The sequence below is a fragment of the Pseudomonas sp. 2995-3 genome (genome assembly GCF_002742565.1).
GTDB classification, from domain to species: Bacteria; Pseudomonadota; Gammaproteobacteria; order Pseudomonadales; family Pseudomonadaceae; genus Aquipseudomonas; species Aquipseudomonas edaphica.
Genome location: NZ_LJSB01000176.1, coordinates 370,086 through 385,780, shown reverse-complemented (window position 1 = coordinate 385,780; position 15,695 = coordinate 370,086). Strand labels below are relative to the sequence as shown.

At 62.0% G+C, this 15,695-nt stretch carries 15 protein-coding genes; 10 read left to right on the top strand and 5 right to left on the bottom strand.

From position 1 onward, the window contains the following. Positions 1–41: 41 nt before the first annotated feature. The 7 genes from minD to AOA62_RS13750 all read left to right on the top strand — a co-directional run bounded on the left by minD (position 42) and on the right by AOA62_RS13750 (position 7,328). The gene (gene minD / locus AOA62_RS13780) at positions 42–854 is read left to right on the top strand and encodes a septum site-determining protein MinD (protein ID WP_003209098.1); all 813 of its coding nucleotides are present in this window, start codon (positions 42–44) and stop codon (positions 852–854) included. Between the two features lie 3 nt (positions 855–857). Then, complete coding sequence (gene minE / locus AOA62_RS13775) at positions 858–1,112, top strand: cell division topological specificity factor MinE (RefSeq protein WP_003175252.1); 255 nt, start codon at positions 858–860, stop codon at positions 1,110–1,112. 95 nt (positions 1,113–1,207) lie between these two features. Next, positions 1,208–1,843 carry a pseudouridine synthase gene (locus AOA62_RS13770; protein ID WP_099487231.1) on the top strand — a complete coding sequence of 212 codons (636 nt, stop codon included), beginning with the start codon at positions 1,208–1,210 and terminating at the stop codon, positions 1,841–1,843. A 196-nt stretch (positions 1,844–2,039) separates the two neighbouring features. After that, positions 2,040–3,329: a M18 family aminopeptidase gene (locus AOA62_RS13765; protein ID WP_017137857.1), complete on the top strand. Its 1,290-nt coding sequence runs from the start codon at positions 2,040–2,042 to the stop codon at positions 3,327–3,329. Positions 3,330–3,538: 209 nt separating this feature from the next. Next, entirely contained in the window at positions 3,539–3,715 is a 177-nt protein-coding gene (locus AOA62_RS32030) for a hypothetical protein (protein ID WP_017137858.1), read from the top strand. A gap of 72 nt (positions 3,716–3,787) precedes the next feature. Continuing rightward, on the top strand, positions 3,788–5,953 hold the full coding sequence (locus tag AOA62_RS13755) for a mechanosensitive ion channel family protein (RefSeq protein WP_017137859.1): 2,166 nt from the start codon (positions 3,788–3,790) through the stop codon (positions 5,951–5,953). Between the two features lie 16 nt (positions 5,954–5,969). Next, entirely contained in the window at positions 5,970–7,328 is a 1,359-nt protein-coding gene (locus tag AOA62_RS13750) for an amidohydrolase (protein ID WP_099548907.1), read from the top strand. 70 nt (positions 7,329–7,398) lie between these two features. Here AOA62_RS13750 and AOA62_RS13745 read toward each other — a convergent pair whose 3' ends face one another. The 5 genes from AOA62_RS13745 to AOA62_RS13725 all read right to left on the bottom strand — a co-directional run bounded on the left by AOA62_RS13745 (position 7,399) and on the right by AOA62_RS13725 (position 12,190). Next, the gene (locus AOA62_RS13745) at positions 7,399–7,623 is read right to left on the bottom strand and encodes an MbtH family protein (protein ID WP_099548906.1); all 225 of its coding nucleotides are present in this window, start codon (positions 7,621–7,623) and stop codon (positions 7,399–7,401) included. Positions 7,624–7,705: 82 nt separating this feature from the next. Next, the gene (locus AOA62_RS13740; protein ID WP_099548905.1) at positions 7,706–9,118 is read right to left on the bottom strand and encodes an aspartate aminotransferase family protein; all 1,413 of its coding nucleotides are present in this window, start codon (positions 9,116–9,118) and stop codon (positions 7,706–7,708) included. Positions 9,119–9,293: 175 nt separating this feature from the next. Beyond that, entirely contained in the window at positions 9,294–10,064 is a 771-nt protein-coding gene (locus AOA62_RS13735; protein WP_099548904.1) for an N-acetylmuramoyl-L-alanine amidase, read from the bottom strand. A 123-nt stretch (positions 10,065–10,187) separates the two neighbouring features. Further along, positions 10,188–11,510, bottom strand: coding sequence for an ATP-binding protein (locus AOA62_RS13730; RefSeq protein ID WP_017134988.1), 1,323 nt, complete (start codon positions 11,508–11,510; stop codon positions 10,188–10,190). Then, positions 11,510–12,190 carry a response regulator transcription factor gene (locus AOA62_RS13725; protein WP_017134987.1) on the bottom strand — a complete coding sequence of 227 codons (681 nt, stop codon included), beginning with the start codon at positions 12,188–12,190 and terminating at the stop codon, positions 11,510–11,512. Before AOA62_RS13725 ends, AOA62_RS13730 begins: the two co-directional genes overlap by 1 nt. Positions 12,191–12,353: 163 nt before the next feature. On the opposite strand from AOA62_RS13725, the gene dsbD reads away from it, so the two are divergent. Genes dsbD through dsbG form a run of 3 tightly spaced genes read left to right on the top strand, consistent with a single transcriptional unit; the run spans position 12,354 to position 15,669 of the window. Next, on the top strand, positions 12,354–14,081 hold the full coding sequence (dsbD, locus tag AOA62_RS13720) for a protein-disulfide reductase DsbD (protein WP_099548903.1): 1,728 nt from the start codon (positions 12,354–12,356) through the stop codon (positions 14,079–14,081). Beyond that, complete coding sequence (locus AOA62_RS13715) at positions 14,081–14,932, top strand: TlpA disulfide reductase family protein (protein ID WP_099548902.1); 852 nt, start codon at positions 14,081–14,083, stop codon at positions 14,930–14,932. The genes dsbD and AOA62_RS13715 overlap by 1 nt, the downstream gene beginning before the upstream one ends. Beyond that, positions 14,908–15,669, top strand: a complete 762-nt coding sequence (gene dsbG / locus AOA62_RS13710; RefSeq protein WP_017134984.1) for a thiol:disulfide interchange protein DsbG — start codon at positions 14,908–14,910, stop codon at positions 15,667–15,669. The genes AOA62_RS13715 and dsbG overlap by 25 nt, the downstream gene beginning before the upstream one ends. Positions 15,670–15,695 lie beyond the last annotated feature (26 nt).

Below are 15,695 nucleotides of genomic sequence, written 5' to 3'. Positions count from 1 at the left end.
TCAGGGGCTGAAAAGTCCTTTTTCCTTAGGGGTGAAACACCTTGGCCAAGATTCTCGTGGTTACATCCGGCAAGGGTGGTGTGGGTAAGACCACCACCAGCGCCGCTATCGGTACCGGCCTCGCTCTGCGCGGCCACAAAACAGTCATCGTCGACTTCGACGTCGGTTTGCGTAACCTCGACCTGATCATGGGCTGCGAACGCCGCGTGGTGTACGACTTCGTCAACGTGGTGAACGGCGAAGCCAACCTGCAACAGGCCCTGATCAAGGACAAGCGCCTTGAGAACCTGTACGTACTGGCTGCCAGCCAGACCCGCGACAAAGACGCGCTGACCAAAGAAGGCGTAGGCAAAGTCCTCGCCGAACTGAAAGAAACCTTCGAATACGTGGTGTGCGACTCCCCGGCCGGTATCGAAACCGGTGCTCACCTGGCGATGTACTTCGCCGATGAAGCCATCGTCGTCACCAACCCGGAAGTCTCCTCGGTACGTGACTCGGACCGCATGCTCGGCCTGCTGGCCAGCAAGTCCCAGCGCGCCGAGAAAGGTGAAGACCCGATCAAGGAGCACTTGCTGCTCACCCGTTACAACCCTGAGCGCGTCAGCAACGGCGAAATGCTCGGCGTTGAAGACGTGAAGGAAATCCTCGCAGTGACCCTGCTGGGCGTGATCCCCGAATCCCAGGCGGTCCTCAAGGCTTCCAACCAAGGTGTTCCGGTGATTCTTGATGACCAGAGCGACGCCGGCCAGGCGTACAGCGATGCAGTTGATCGCTTGCTGGGCAAGACCGTGGAACATCGCTTCCTCGATGTTAAGAAGAAGGGATTCTTCGAGCGTATCTTTGGAGGCAACTAAATAATGAAATTTCTCGACTTCTTTCGCGCCAACAAAAAGCCAAGTACCGCGTCGGTAGCGAAAGAGCGTCTACAGATCATCGTGGCGCACGAACGCGGCCAACGCAGTACCCCGGACTACCTGCCAGCCTTGCAGAAGGAACTGGTCGAGGTGATCCGCAAGTACGTCAATATCGGCAACGATGACGTGCATGTCGCCCTGGAAAACGACGGCAGCTGCTCGATTCTGGAACTCAATATCACCCTGCCTGATCGTTAATCGAAAAGGCGGCCGCCACGGCGGCTCGATCACCTTGATCCCGTTTGGGAACCGGGTGGCCGAGCCGCCGTTGGCGTTTGTTACGAGGCTGTTTAATGCCGCTGTCCACTATTCATATCCTGCATCAGGACGCCGCCGTCCTGGTGGTGAACAAGCCGACCCTGTTGCTCTCGGTGCCTGGCCGCGCCGATGACAACAAAGACTGCCTGATCACCCGCCTGCAGGAAAACGGCTACCCCGAAGCCCGCATCGTGCATCGCCTGGACTGGGAAACCTCGGGGATCATCCTGCTCGCGCGGGACGCCGACAGTCACCGCGAACTGTCGCGGCAGTTTCATGACCGCGAAACCGAAAAAGCCTACACCGCCTTGGCCTGGGGCCAGCCGGAGCTGGACAGCGGCAGCATTGACCTGCCTTTGCGCTACGACCCGCCGACCAAGCCGCGCCACGTAGTCGACTATGAGTTTGGCAAAAACGCACTGACCTTCTGGAAAGTGCTGGAGCGTTGTGGCGATTGGTGCCGCGTGGAACTCACGCCGATCACCGGGCGTTCGCACCAGTTGCGGGTGCATATGCTGTCGATCGGCCATCCGCTGCTCGGTGATGGCTTGTACGCCCATGAACAAGCCCTGGCCGCCTGGCCACGCCTGTGCCTGCATGCGAGCATGTTGAGCTTTACGCACCCGCAAAGCGGCGAGCGGCTGCGCTTTGAGTGCCCTGCACCTTTTTAAGCTGAAAATACAGTCAAATGTGGGAGCTGGCTTGCCTGCGATAGCGATCTGTCTGTGCCAAATATATTGGCTTACACACCGCTATCGCAGGCAAGCCAGCTCCCACATTGGCCTTGCAGGGTTTTCAAGCGAGTAGCTTCACTTCAAATGTGGAGCCAATACGGTAAACTCCGCGCATTGCTGTCTGGAGCTATTTATGCGCGAAGCGTTGAATCAAGGCCTGATCGACTTCCTCAAGGCCTCCCCTACTCCTTTTCATGCCACTGCCGCCCTCGCCCAGCGCCTGGAAGCGGCCGGTTACCAGCGTCTCGACGAGCGTGAAACCTGGGCCACCGAGGCCAACGGGCGCTATTACGTCACCCGTAACGATTCCTCGATCATCGCCTTCAAGCTCGGTAAGCATTCGCCGCTGCAAGACGGTATCCGCATGGTCGGCGCCCACACCGACAGCCCGTGCCTGCGGGTCAAACCCCAGCCGGAGCTGCAACGCCAGGGCTTCTGGCAGTTGGGCGTGGAAGTCTACGGCGGCGCGCTGCTGGCGCCGTGGTTCGACCGCGACCTGTCGCTGGCCGGCCGCGTGACCTTCCGCCGCGACGGCAAGGTCGAGAGCCAACTGATCGACTTCAAGTTGCCGATTGCCATCATCCCCAACCTGGCTATTCACCTGAACCGTGAAGCCAACCAGGGCTGGGCGATCAATGCACAGACCGAGCTGCCGCCGATCCTTGCGCAGTTTGCCGGTGACGAGCGGGTGGACTTCCGCGCCGTGCTCACTGAGCAACTCGCCCGCGAACACGGCCTCAACGCCGATGTGGTGCTCGACTACGAGCTGAGTTTCTACGACACGCAAAGCGCTGCGGTGATCGGCCTCAATGGCGATTTCATCGCCGGTGCGCGCCTGGACAACCTGCTGTCGTGCTACGCCGGCCTGCAAGCCTTGCTCACCAGCGAAAACGACGAAACCTGCGTGCTGGTGTGCAACGACCACGAAGAAGTCGGCTCCTGTTCGGCCTGCGGCGCGGATGGCCCGATGCTGGAACAGACCCTGCGCCGTCTTCTACCGGAAGGTGAGGAATTCGTACGCACCATTCAGAAATCACTGTTGGTCTCGGCAGACAATGCCCACGGCGTGCACCCTAACTACGCCGAGAAACACGACGCCAACCACGGCCCCAAACTCAACGCCGGCCCGGTGATCAAGGTCAACAGCAACCAGCGCTACGCCACCAACAGCGAAACCGCCGGGTTCTTCCGCCACCTGTGCATGGCCCAGGAAGTGCCGGTGCAGAGCTTTGTAGTGCGCAGCGACATGGGCTGCGGCTCGACCATCGGCCCGATCACCGCCAGCCACCTGGGCGTGCGCACCGTGGATATCGGCTTGCCGACGTTTGCCATGCACTCGATTCGTGAGCTGTGTGGCAGCCATGATCTGGCGCACCTGGTGAAGGTGTTGGGCGCGTTTTATGCGAGCCGCGATTTGCCCTGACCTCAGGGGCTGAATGCGGTCAAAACTGTGGGAGCGGGCTTGCTCGCGAAAGCGGAGTGTCAGTCAATTCATCTGTAACTGGCACACCGCATTCGCGAGCAAGCCCGCTCCCACAGTTGGTTTTGCATAAACCTGACCCATATCACTCCAACTTCCCACAATCCGGCCTAGACTTGTCAGTATTCCCACTCCGACAAGGCCGTCGCCCCATGATCTCCATGTCTTCGTTCCACGCCATGCTCATTCCCATCATCATCGGCATGATCCTGCTCGCGACCGGCTTCAACTTTCGCGACAAGCCGGTGGGTGTGTTTGGTATGTGGGTCGGTATGCTGTTGATCCTCGGCACTGTGGTTTACAAGATCCTTGCCAAACTGGCGGAATAACAAATGCACTCGCATTGGGCATAGCGGCCTCGTACACTCGGTCAATTCGTCGTTTTCAAGGTTGACCGCCTCGTGCTTTCCCGTCTCTTTGCCCTGCCCTGCTATTTTCTGATCGCCCTGCTCACGCTGCTGCCCCTTGCGCCAGCGCAAGCCGTGAGCCTGCCCGGCCTGCTGGGCAGCACCAACAAGACCCAGCCTCAGGCCGATGTGCCGCTGGGCCAGTCGCTGGACGAGGTGATCAAGACCCTGGAAAACGACCAGCAGCGCACCCAACTGCTGAGCGACCTGAAGAAGCTGCGCGAAGCCACGCAAAAAGCCCAGCCCGCTGCCGAACAAGGCGTGCTCGGCTTGATCGGTAGCACCCTGGCCGAGCTTGAAGCCCAGTTTTCCGGGGCCGACAGCCCGTTGGGGCGCTGGTCCAACGAGATCGACCTGGCCCAGGAAGAACTCACGGCACTGATGCTGCCGGCCACAGAATGGCTGCCGATCATTTTCGGTTTTGCCGTGATCCTGGCAGTGTGGAGCCTGCTGGCCGCCGCGCTGATCTGGCTCAGCCACCGTGTGCGAGAACGTTTCGGCCTGCCCGAAGAACTGCCGCAACACCCGCGTACCTGGGACATGGTGCGCTTCGCCCTGCGTAAACTGGGGCCGTGGCTGATTGCGTTGATCATCACGGTTTACCTCAGCTATGCACTGCCTTCGTCCCTGGGCAAATCCCTGGCGATGGTGCTGGCCTATGCGCTGGTGATCGGCACCTGTTTCTCGGCAATCTGCGTGATTGCCTTCTCGGTTCTCGACGGCCCACACCGTCACCGGGCCTTGTATATCCTGCGCCACCAGGCCTTCCGTCCGCTGTGGTGGATCGGCAGTTTTGCCGCCTTCGGTGAAGCCTTGAGCGACCCAAGGCTGGTTGCGGCGCTTGGCCAGCATCTGGCCCACACCGCCGCGACCGTCGCCAATGTGATGGCCGCGCTGTCCACCGGCGTGTTTATCCTGCGCTTCCGCCGCCCGATCGCGCACCTGATCCGCAACCAACCGCTGTCGCGCCGCCTTACACGCCGTGCCCTCACCGACACGCTCTCGATCATCGGCTCCTTCTGGTACATCCCGGCGTTGTTGCTGGTGGGCATCTCGCTGTTCGCCACCTTCCTGTCGGCCGGCGACACCAGCACCGCGCTGCGCCAGTCGCTGCTGTGCACGGTATTGCTGGTGTTGTGCATGGTGATCAACGGGTTGGTGCGCCGCCATGCGCTCAAGCCGCAACGTGGGCACAAGCGCCACGCGCTGTACTCCGAGCGCCTGAAAAGCTTCGTCTACACCCTGGCCCATCTGGTGGTGTGGCTGGTATTCATCGAGCTGGGCCTGCGCGTGTGGGGCTTGTCGATGATTCGCTTCACCGAAGGTGACGGCCATGAAGTCAGCGTCAAGCTGTTCGGCCTGGGCGGCACGCTGCTGTTTGCCTGGCTGATCTGGATCCTCAGCGACACCGCGATCCACCATGCCCTCACCCGCTCGCGCAAAGGCCTGGCCAATGCGCGTGCGCAGACCATGATGCCGCTGATCCGCAACGTGCTGTTCGTGACCATTTTTATCATCGCCGCCATCGTCGCCCTGGCGAACATGGGCATGAACGTCACGCCGCTGCTGGCCGGTGCCGGTGTGATCGGTATCGCCATCGGTTTTGGCGCACAGTCGCTGGTCGCGGACTTGATCACCGGCCTGTTCATCATCATCGAAGACTCCCTGGCGATTGATGACTACGTGGATGTCGGCGGCCACCTCGGCACTGTCGAAGGCCTGACCATCCGCACCGTGCGCCTGCGCGACATCGACGGCATTGTGCACACCATCCCGTTCAGTGAAATCAAGAGCATCAAGAACTACTCGCGGGAGTTCGGCTACGCGATCTTCCGGGTGGCGATCCCCTTCAACATGGAGATCGACGACGCCATCAAGCTGATGCGTGATGTCGGCCAGAAAATGCGCAACGACCCGCTGCAACGCCGCAACATCTGGTCGCCGCTGGAGATTCAAGGTGTGGAAAGCTTTGAGTCCGGCAGCGCGATCCTGCGGGCGCGCTTCAAGACCGCGCCGATCAAGCAGTGGGAAGTGTCGCGGGCGTTCAACCTGTCACTCAAGCGTCATCTGGATGAAGCCGGGCTGGACCTGGCAACACCGCGCTTGAGCGTGCAGGTGGTGACCGCCGGTACGGTGCAGGAGAAAGATCAACAACAATAAACAAGGAGAGGTCTGTATGCGTTTAAACGGTCTGACACACCAATGGGTTTTCGGCATGCTGTGCGGGCTCGCCAGCAGCGCGGTGATTGCCGCCAGCAGTGGCCAGGGCAATGACCTGGAGAGTGCCCGGGAAGAAATCGCCGCCCAGGCCAAAATCCTCGAACCGGCGTTGCTGGAAACCCGCCGCGATATTCACGCCCACCCCGAGTTGGGCAATACCGAAACCCGCACCGCCGAACTGGTCGCCAAACAACTGCGCGACCTGGGCCTTGACGTCAAAACCGGCGTGGCCCGCACCGGCGTGGTCGCCATCTTGAAAGGCGCGCTGCCCGGCCCGACCGTGGCCCTGCGTGCCGACATGGATGCGCTGCCGGTCAAGGAAGTCGCCGACTTGCCCTTTGCCTCCAAAGCCAAAGGCACCTACCTGGGCAAGGAAGTCGACGTGATGCACGCCTGCGGCCACGATGCTCACACGGCAATCCTACTGAGCACCGCGAAAATCCTCAGCGGCATGCGTGAGCGCCTGCCCGGCACCGTGGTGTTTTATTTCCAGCCGGCCGAAGAAGGCCCGAGCGACTTTATCCCCGACGGCAAAAACACCTGGGGCGCGAAAATGATGGTGCAGGAAGGTGTGATGAAAGCGCCCAAGCCGGACGCGGTGTTCGGCCTGCATGTCTGGGCCGGTGTGCCTGCCGGGCAGATCGCCTATCGGCCTGGCCCGACCCTGGCCAGCTCCGATGACCTGCGCATCAAGATCCTCGGCAAACAGACCCACGCCGGCCGCCCGTGGGACGGCATCGACCCGATCACCGTCGGCGCGCAGACCATTGTCGGTTTGCAGACCGTGGTGAGTCGGCGCACCGACATCTCGTCGTTTCCGTCGGTGGTGAGCATCGGCACCATCAACGGCGGCACCCGCTACAACATCATCCCCGAGTCGGTGGACATGAGCGGCACCATCCGTTCCTACGACTACGGTATTCGCCAGAAACTGCACGCGGACGTGCGCCAGACGGTGGAGAAAATCGCCGAAAGCGGTGGCGCCAAGGCCGAAGTCACGATCATCGAAAAATACGACCCGACCATCAACAACCCGGCACTCACCGAAAAAATGCTGCCAAGCCTGCGTTGGGCGGCCAAGGATGATGTGGTGCAAGGCCCACTGGTGGGCGGCGCCGAGGACTTCTCGTTTTACGCCAAGGAAGCGCCGGGGTTGTTTGTGTTTCTGGGGGTGACGCCGAGGGATCAGGACATGAGCAAAGCGGCGCCGAACCATAATCCGGGGTTCTTTGTGGATGAGTCGGCGTTGGTGGTGGGGGTGCGGACGCTGGCGTCGTTGGCGACGGATTATCTGTATACCAACACAAAGCAGTAGCGAAGCGCTTACTGTGGCGAGCGAGCTTGCTCCCTCGCCACAGAAAGCCCGCTCACAGTGCTCCGACGCATCAGTTGGCCAGCGCAGCGCCATCCATCTTCTGGCGCAGGCTCAACGGGCGCATGTCAGTCCAGACTTCCTCAATGTAAGCCAGGCATTCTTTCTTCAGGCCGCTCTTGCCCACGGTGCGCCAGCCTTCGGGCACCACTTTGTAGTCGGGCCAGATGGAATACTGTTCTTCGTGGTTGACCACTACCTGAAACAGGATGTCGTCGCGGTCAAATACTGAGGTCATTGCTGTTCTCCATCGCTAAAAAACTGGCTGCGCACCACGCGCAGCACTGATATCTGTAGAAACGTACCAGGCCCGCTAAAAATTAGAGGCTGGCGACGGCTGCCACCAGCGCACGCCCGAAGATCTCGGCCACGCGGTCGACTTCGGCGGCGGTGATCACCAGCGGCGGCAGGAAGCGCACCACGCTGCCGTGCCGGCCGCCCAGCTCCAGGATCAGGCCACGCTTGAGGCATTCGCGCTGCACCAGCGGTGCCAGTTGGCGATGCACCGGCGGGTGGCCCTGGATATCGGGCGTGCCGTTGGGGTCGACCAGCTCAACGCCCAGCATCAGCCCACGCCCACGAATATCGCCCAGGTGCGGGAAGTCGCGCTGCAGGATGCGCAGGTGCTCAGCCAGGCGCTCGCCCATGGCCGCCGCATGGCCGGCCAGGTCGTGTTCCTTGAGGTAGCGCATCACCGCCGAGCCCGCCGCCATCGCCATTTGATTACCCCGGAACGTTCCGGCATGCGCGCCCGGCAACCAGGTGTCGAGCCAGTCGCGATACACCACCACCGCCAGCGGCAAGCTGCCGCCAATGGCCTTGGACATCACCACAACATCCGGGATGATGCCGGCGTGTTCAAAGGCAAACATCTTGCCGGTACGACCGAAACCGCTCTGGATTTCATCCACGATCAAGGCCACACCGGCCTGCTCGGTGATGCGGCGCAGACCGCGCAACCAGTCGAGATCGGCCGGGATCACACCGCCCTCGCCCTGCACCACCTCGACAATCACCGCCGCCGGCAACAGCACGCCGGCTTCCGGGTCGTTGAGCAGGTTTTCCAGGTAATGCAGGTTGACCCGCACGCCTTCTGCGCCGCCCAGCCCGAATGGGCAGCGGTAGTCATAGGGGTACGGCAAGAATTGCACGCCATTGCCCAGCAGAGCGCCCAAGGGTTTTTTCGGCCCCAGGCTGCCCATCAGGCTCAGCGCGCCCTGGCTCATGCCGTGGTAACCGCCCTGGAACGACAGCACCGTGCTGCGACCGGTGGCCGTGCGCACCAGCTTCAACGCGGCTTCCACTGCGTCGGTGCCGGTGGGGCCGCAAAACTGGATTTTCGCTTCCTGCGCAAGCGTTGCCGGCAACAGCCCGAACAGGTCCTGGACGAACTGGTCCTTGACCGGCGTGGTCAGGTCGAGCGTGTGCAGTGGCAGCTCGTCGCTCAGCACCTGCCGGATGGCTGCGATCACCACCGGGTGGTTGTGGCCCAATGCCAAGGTGCCAGCACCGGCTAGGCAGTCGATAAAGCTACGGCCTTCGACGTCTTCCACATAGATGCCCTTGGCCCGCTTGAGCGCCAGCGGGATACGCCGAGGGTAGCTGCGGGCGTTGGACTCTTGCTGACGCTGGCGGGCCAGCAGCGGGGTTTCTTCGAAGTGGTAGAGCGTTTCCACCGGTGCTGCGCCTGCATGCACCGGTGCGTCTTCGATACGGCTGGTAGCGACTGACATCTCTCGATCCCTCAATACGCGGGTAGGGGTGACCAAACGGGCGATCCGCGTATGTGCGGATTTCATGTTCTGGAAACGCACCAGCGCTGGGGGGATTTAGGCTTGTTGTGGTTTTTGATCGAAAGCGGGACGCGGAGCGTCCGGGGCGGCATTCCCACGCAGAGCGGAGGAACGCTCAACAGATCCCTCTATACCGCTCATTCAACGCATACAAAATCGCACACGTCTCCCCATCCAGCACCCCGCAATAATCGCGCGGCCGAAAGTGCATCTGGAACGCCCGCGTCCTCCATTCAAACGCCTGCCGGTTCCAGGCCGGTTTATACCCGCACCGCTGAAATGCCCGCTCCACCTCTACTTCCGGCGGCAACCCAAGACAAAACCGTCGCTGGTACATCCTGCGCGTAGTCTCATCAAACCAGGCGCCGATCCCGGCCTCGAACAAGTACCGCCAAGGCAACCGAGGCCCCGGATCACTCTTGCGCCAATACGCCACATCCGAATGCCCGAGCACATCCAGAGGCCCCACCTGCGGATAACGCCCAAGCATGTCGCGAACCAACGCGATCAACGTATCAACCTGCTCCCGGCCATATTCGGGGAAGGTAAAGACCCCGGCATCATCGCGCGCCAAATTGACGATCTCGATGCCGATCGCACGGCTGTTGAGGTTATCCAGCCCGCCCCAATGGCTAACCCCGGCATGCCAGGCCCGTTTGTCCTCGTCCACCAGGCGAAACACCCGCAGTTCGTCATAACCGGCAGCGCCATAGCTGGGCTCATCAGGGTCAGGAAGCAAATAGTGAGCGCTGACGCCACCTTGTGTCAGGGTACGCAAAGACGACGCAAAGGGCGCCGCGGTGTAATGCAGGATCACCTGCCGCACAGCCTCGCCATTGCGTTGATTAAAATCTTTAGCGGGGAAACTGCTGTCGATCACCAACATAAGAACCGTCCTTTTCAATACAGGCTGAGTCATTCAGCCCGTTCAAACGCAAAAAAATTACCGCCATCCTGAAGGGATCAATTTCAGGCTGGCGGTAATTATTCAGTGCTTGAAGAAAAGTCCTCAGCGTCGCAACGGCATCCCCAGATCGACCCGCAGGCCATCCGGTTGGCTGTCGAATTTCAGCGAGCAGGAGCAGCGCTGCACGATGGCCTGCACGATCGCCAGGCCCAAGCCACAACCCTCGCTGCTGCCATTGCGCCAGAAACGTTGGGTCAGGTATTGCAAGTCTTCGGCAGAAATCTGCTTGCCATGGTCGCGCACGCGAAATACCACGGTGTCGGCGCTGGTGAACACGCTCAGCTCAACGCGAGTGTCACCCGGCGTATGGCGCAGCGCGTTATCCAACAGGTTACGCAAGGCCGCTACCGCCAGGGCCACCGGCATTTCCACCGGCGCTTGCGTGAGGTTGTCCGCCAGGATCAGGTCGATGCGGCGGTTATCGCCGGCATTGGCATCCTGAATCGCCAGCCGCGCCACTTGTTCGGCACTTGATTGCAAGCCATCGTCAAACGACAAGCTGCCCTCGACCCGCGCCAGCAGCAGCAATTGCTCCAGGGTGCGATGCAAGCGGTCGGCGCCCTCTTCGGCGTGGGCCAGGGACTGGTCGCGGGCGGCGCCGTCGGTCATGCGGGCCACTTGCAGGTGGGTTTTGATCGCCGTCAGCGGGCTGCGCAGTTCGTGGGCAGCATCGCCGGTGAGGCGGCGCTCGCGCTCGATGGTCTTGGCAATGCGCTGCAACAGTTGGTTCTGGGTGTCGAGCAGCGGCTTCAACTCGCTGGGCAGTGGGTGAATCTGCAGCGGTTCGAGGGAGTCGGCACTGCGGCGCATCAGGGCATCGCGCATGCGGTTAAGTGGCAACAGGCTTTGGCCGATGCCCAGCCACAACAGGCACAGGCAGCCCAGCAGGGCTACGCCCACCGGCACCGAGGCCGCCAGCAGGATCGACAGGTTCAGCGCCTCACGCTCCACCTGGCGGTCGGCGGTGGTGATCAGCAGGTCGCCACGGGACAACGTGAAGCTGCGCCAGCCCACACCGTCGATAATCTGGTCGCGAAAGCCACTTTTGCGCGACTCCAGGCCTTCATCCGGGGTCATGTGGCTGCGCGCCAGGATTTCCCCGCGCAGGGAGCTGACCTGGCAGGCCATGCCGCCTGGCACGTTCAGTTGTTCAGTGCGCAAATGCGTAGGCGCGCCGCTCACACTGGCCAGGCCCGGCATCTGCTCGGTCAGCCCGGCCACCATGCGCGCCGATGCCACCAGACGCTGGTCGAGGGAAAACATCATCTGGTTGCGCAGATCGTTGAGCATCCAGGCGGCTGCCAGAATCCAGATCAGCACAAAAGCGGCGCCCAACTTGAACGTCAGGCGCAGGCGCAAACTCATCACGACGCGTCCTCTCCCCCATCCGCCGTGCCCAGGCGATAACCCAGGCCGCGCACGGTTTCGACGATGCCGTTACCCAATTTGCGCCGCAGGTGGTGGATGTGCACGTTGAGGGCGTTGCTTTCCAGTTCGTCGTTGAAGCCGTAGACGCTGTCTTTAAGCTGTTCGCTGGACAGCACACGGCCCTTGTTATGCAACAGGGCTTGCAACAAGGCTTGCTCGCGGCGGGACAGGTCGACCGGCTGGCCGGCCAGGAAGGTCTCGCGGCTGCTGGGGTCGTAGGCCAGTTGGCCATGTTCGATCAGGTTGACCCGGCGCCCCGCCACGCGGCGCAACAGGGTTTGCAGGCGTGCGGCAAGTTCACGCAGGTCGAAGGGTTTGAGCAGGTAGTCGTCGGCACCGGCTTGCAGGCCGTCGACACGGTTGGTGACTGAATCGCGCGCGGTAAGGATCAGCACCGGGATTTCCAGGCCCTGGCTGCGCTGTTGTTGCAACAATTTGAGGCCGTCTTCATCGGGCAGGCCGAGGTCGAGCACCATGATGTCGAACGTGGCGGCCTTGAGCATCGCGCGTGCAGCGGCGGCCGAGGCCACGCGCTCGACGGTAAAGCCCTGGGCGCCAAGCCCGGCCACGATGCCGCTGGCGATCAGTTCGTCGTCTTCACAGACCAGTACGTGCATGGTTAACCCTTCATGAAAGATGGGGGAATTAAAGGTTGGGCGGATTAAGCGCCGATTATGCCGTGAAAACCGGCAGGCTCAGTTTAGAATAGCGCCCGGTTAATCATCGGTTAATCAACGCCACACATTGTGTGCCTAACTTGCATCAAACTAAGGCTTGACCATGCGGTATCTGTTTACCTTTCTGCTGGTGTTATTCGCAGGGCTCGCCCAGGCCGCGCCGGGCAATCCATTCGAGAGCAAACCCGACTTCCTGCCGGTGGGCAAAGCGTTCACCTTTACCTCCGAGCGTCTTGATAGCGGCGAAACCCAGCTGTTTTGGCAGATTGCCGATGGTTATTACCTTTATCAGCAACGCATGAAGTTCGACGGGCTGGCGGAAAAACCCGTGCTGCCGCAAGGCGAAGCCCACAGCGATGAATTCTTCGGCGAACAGCAAGTGTACCGCCAGGGCCTGGAAGTGAAGGTCCCGGCGGGCGCCACCGGCCAGCTCAAGCTCGGCTGGCAGGGCTGCGCCGATGCCGGCCTGTGCTACCCGCCGCAGTCGATCACTGTAGACCTGGGCGGCAACCCGGCCGTAGCGGCCACCGCACAAGCCCAGGACCAAAGCCTGGCCAGCGGCCTGCAACAGCGCAGCCTGGGTTGGAGCCTGCTGGTGTTCTTCGGCCTGGGCCTGCTGCTGGCATTTGCCCCGTGCTCGCTGCCGATGCTGCCGATCCTCGCGGGTTTGGTGGTCGGCAGCGGCGCCACCCCCCGCCGTGGCTTTGCCCTGGCCAGCAGCTATGTGGTGTGCATGGCGCTGGTGTATGCGGCGCTCGGCGTACTGGCCGCGCTGCTGGGCGGCAACCTTGCCGCCCTCCTGCAAACGCCGTGGATCCTTGGCAGCTTCGCCGCGCTGTTTGTGATCCTGGCCCTGCCGATGTTCGGCTTCTTTGAACTGCAACTGCCGACCTTCCTGCGTGATCGCCTGGACAACGTCAGCCGCCAGCAAAGCGGTGGCAGCCTGGTCGGCGCCGGTATTCTCGGTGCGCTGTCCGGCCTGTTGGTCGGCCCGTGCATGACCGCGCCACTGGCGGGTGCCCTGCTGTATATCGCCCAGAGCGGCAACGCGCTGCACGGCGGCCTGATCCTGTTCGCCATGGGCATCGGCATCGGTATTCCGCTGTTGCTGCTGGTGACCGTAGGCAACCGTTTCCTGCCCAAGCCGGGCACCTGGATGAACGTGCTCAAGGGCATCTTCGGCTTCCTGTTCCTCGGCACTGCCGTGCTGATGATCCGCCCGGTGGTCGGCGAAAGCCTGTGGCTCGGCCTGTGGGGCGCCTTGGCGCTGGTGATGGCCTACTGCGGCTGGACACTTGCCCGCGAATACGGGCTGGCGGCCAAGGTATTCGGCGCCGGCTCGCTGGTGCTGGGCCTGTGGGGTGCGCTGCTGGTAGTGGGCGCGGCCGGTGGCAGTGACGACCTGTGGCAACCGTTGAAGGTTTACAGCGGCTCCAAGGTTGGCGCTGCACCCAGCGCCCACGATGCGTTCATGACCATCAACGACCCAGCCGTGCTGCAAAGCCAGCTCGACAGCGCCAAGGCCCAGGGCCAGTGGGTGCTGGTGGACTACTACGCCGACTGGTGCGTGTCATGCAAGATCATGGAAAAACAAGTTTTCGGCCAACCCCAGGTGATGGACGCGCTTAAAGACGTGCGCCTGTTGCGCCTGGACGTCACCGCCGACAACGCCGCCAGCCGCGAGCTGCTCGGGCGCTACAAGGTGCCGGGGCCACCGAGCTTCGTGTGGATCGGCCCGGACGGTGAAGAACGTCGCGCCCAACGCATCACCGGCGAAGTGGATGCCGCCGCCTTCCTGCAACGCTGGACGCAAACCCGAGACGCGCGCTGATGCTGACCCTGACCATCGGTACGTTCGCCATCGCCCTGAATCACATCCTGCTGATCAGCGCGCTGATTCTAGCCACGCTGGTGGGTTGGCGCGTGGCCAAGCGTGGCGGTGAAAACCCCGAATCGGTGCTGTTCAGCCTGTTTTTGCTGGGCATGCTGGTGGCACGCTTAAGCTTTGTACTGATGTACTGGAGCGACTACAGCCACAACCCATTGCAGATAGTCGACCTGCGCGACGGCGGCTTCCTGCCCTGGCCCGGCGTGATTGCACTGGTGCTGGGCGCCGTGTTCTACGGCTGGCGCCGTCCGGCCATGCGCACACCTCTGAGTGCCGGGGTAGTCACGGGCCTGGTGTTCTGGGGCCTGACCAGTGTGTCCCTGAGCCTCTACGACAAGGGCGCACAATTGCCGGACATTACCTTGCGCAACGCCAATGGCGACGTGGTGCAACTGGCCGACTACAAAGGCGGGCCGCTGGTGATCAACCTCTGGGCCACCTGGTGCCCGCCGTGCCGCCGTGAAATGCCGGTGCTGGAGCGTGCGCAACACCAACGCCCGGACGTGACCTTCCTGTTCGTCAACCAGGCCGAAAGCATGCAAAGCGTCAGCACCTTTCTCGCCACCCAGGGCCTGACCCTCGACAACGTGCTGTTTGATGCGAGTGGCCGCCTTGGCCAGGCCGTGGGTTCGATGGCCTTGCCGACAACCCTGTTCTACCAAGCCGATGGGCGCCTGATCAATAGCCACCTGGGCGAGTTGTCCCAGGCCAGCCTGGCCCGAGCCATGGAACCCTTCGACACTGCCCCTGCTGCCACAAGGAAACCGACATGCCAAGACTCCGCCACCTGCTGACCCTGCTGCCGCTGACGCTTGCGGCCACACTGGCCCAGGCCGAAGACTGGCCGGCGCCGATCAAACAGATCGAAGCCAAGGGTGCCAAGATCCTCGGCAAGTTCGACGCGCCCAGCGGCCTCACCGGCTACGCCGCGCAATACCAGAACCGTGGCATGGCCCTGTACCTGACCGCCGACGGCAAAAGTGTGCTGGCCGGCAACCTGTACGACGCCCAGGGCAATGACCTGAGCAACGCGCCACTGGAGAAACTGGTGTACGCGCCGATGGCCAAGGAAGTCTGGGCCAAGATGGAACACAGCAACTGGATCCAGGACGGCGACAAAAACGCGCCGCGCACCGTCTACCTGTTCAGTGACCCCAACTGCCCGTACTGCAACATGTTCTGGGAACAGGCACGCCCGTGGGTCAAGGCCGGCAAGGTGCAATTGCGCCACATCATGGTCGGCATCATTCGCGAAGACAGCCCAGGCAAATCCGCCGCGCTGCTGGCCGCCAAAGACCCGCAAAAAGCCCTGGAAGAACACGAAGCCGCCGGCAAGGGCAGCAAATTGCAGGCATTGGACAAGATTCCGGCGGATATCGAAGCCAAGCTCGATGCCAACATGAAGTTGATGGAAGAGCTGGAACTGTCGGCAACGCCAGCGATTTTCTATCTGGATGACAAGGGTGGCTTGCAGCAACAGCAAGGCGCGCCGTCGCCGGACAAGCTGGTGAAGATTCTCGGCCCTAAATAGCCCATCAGATCGCTCCCTACGCTCTG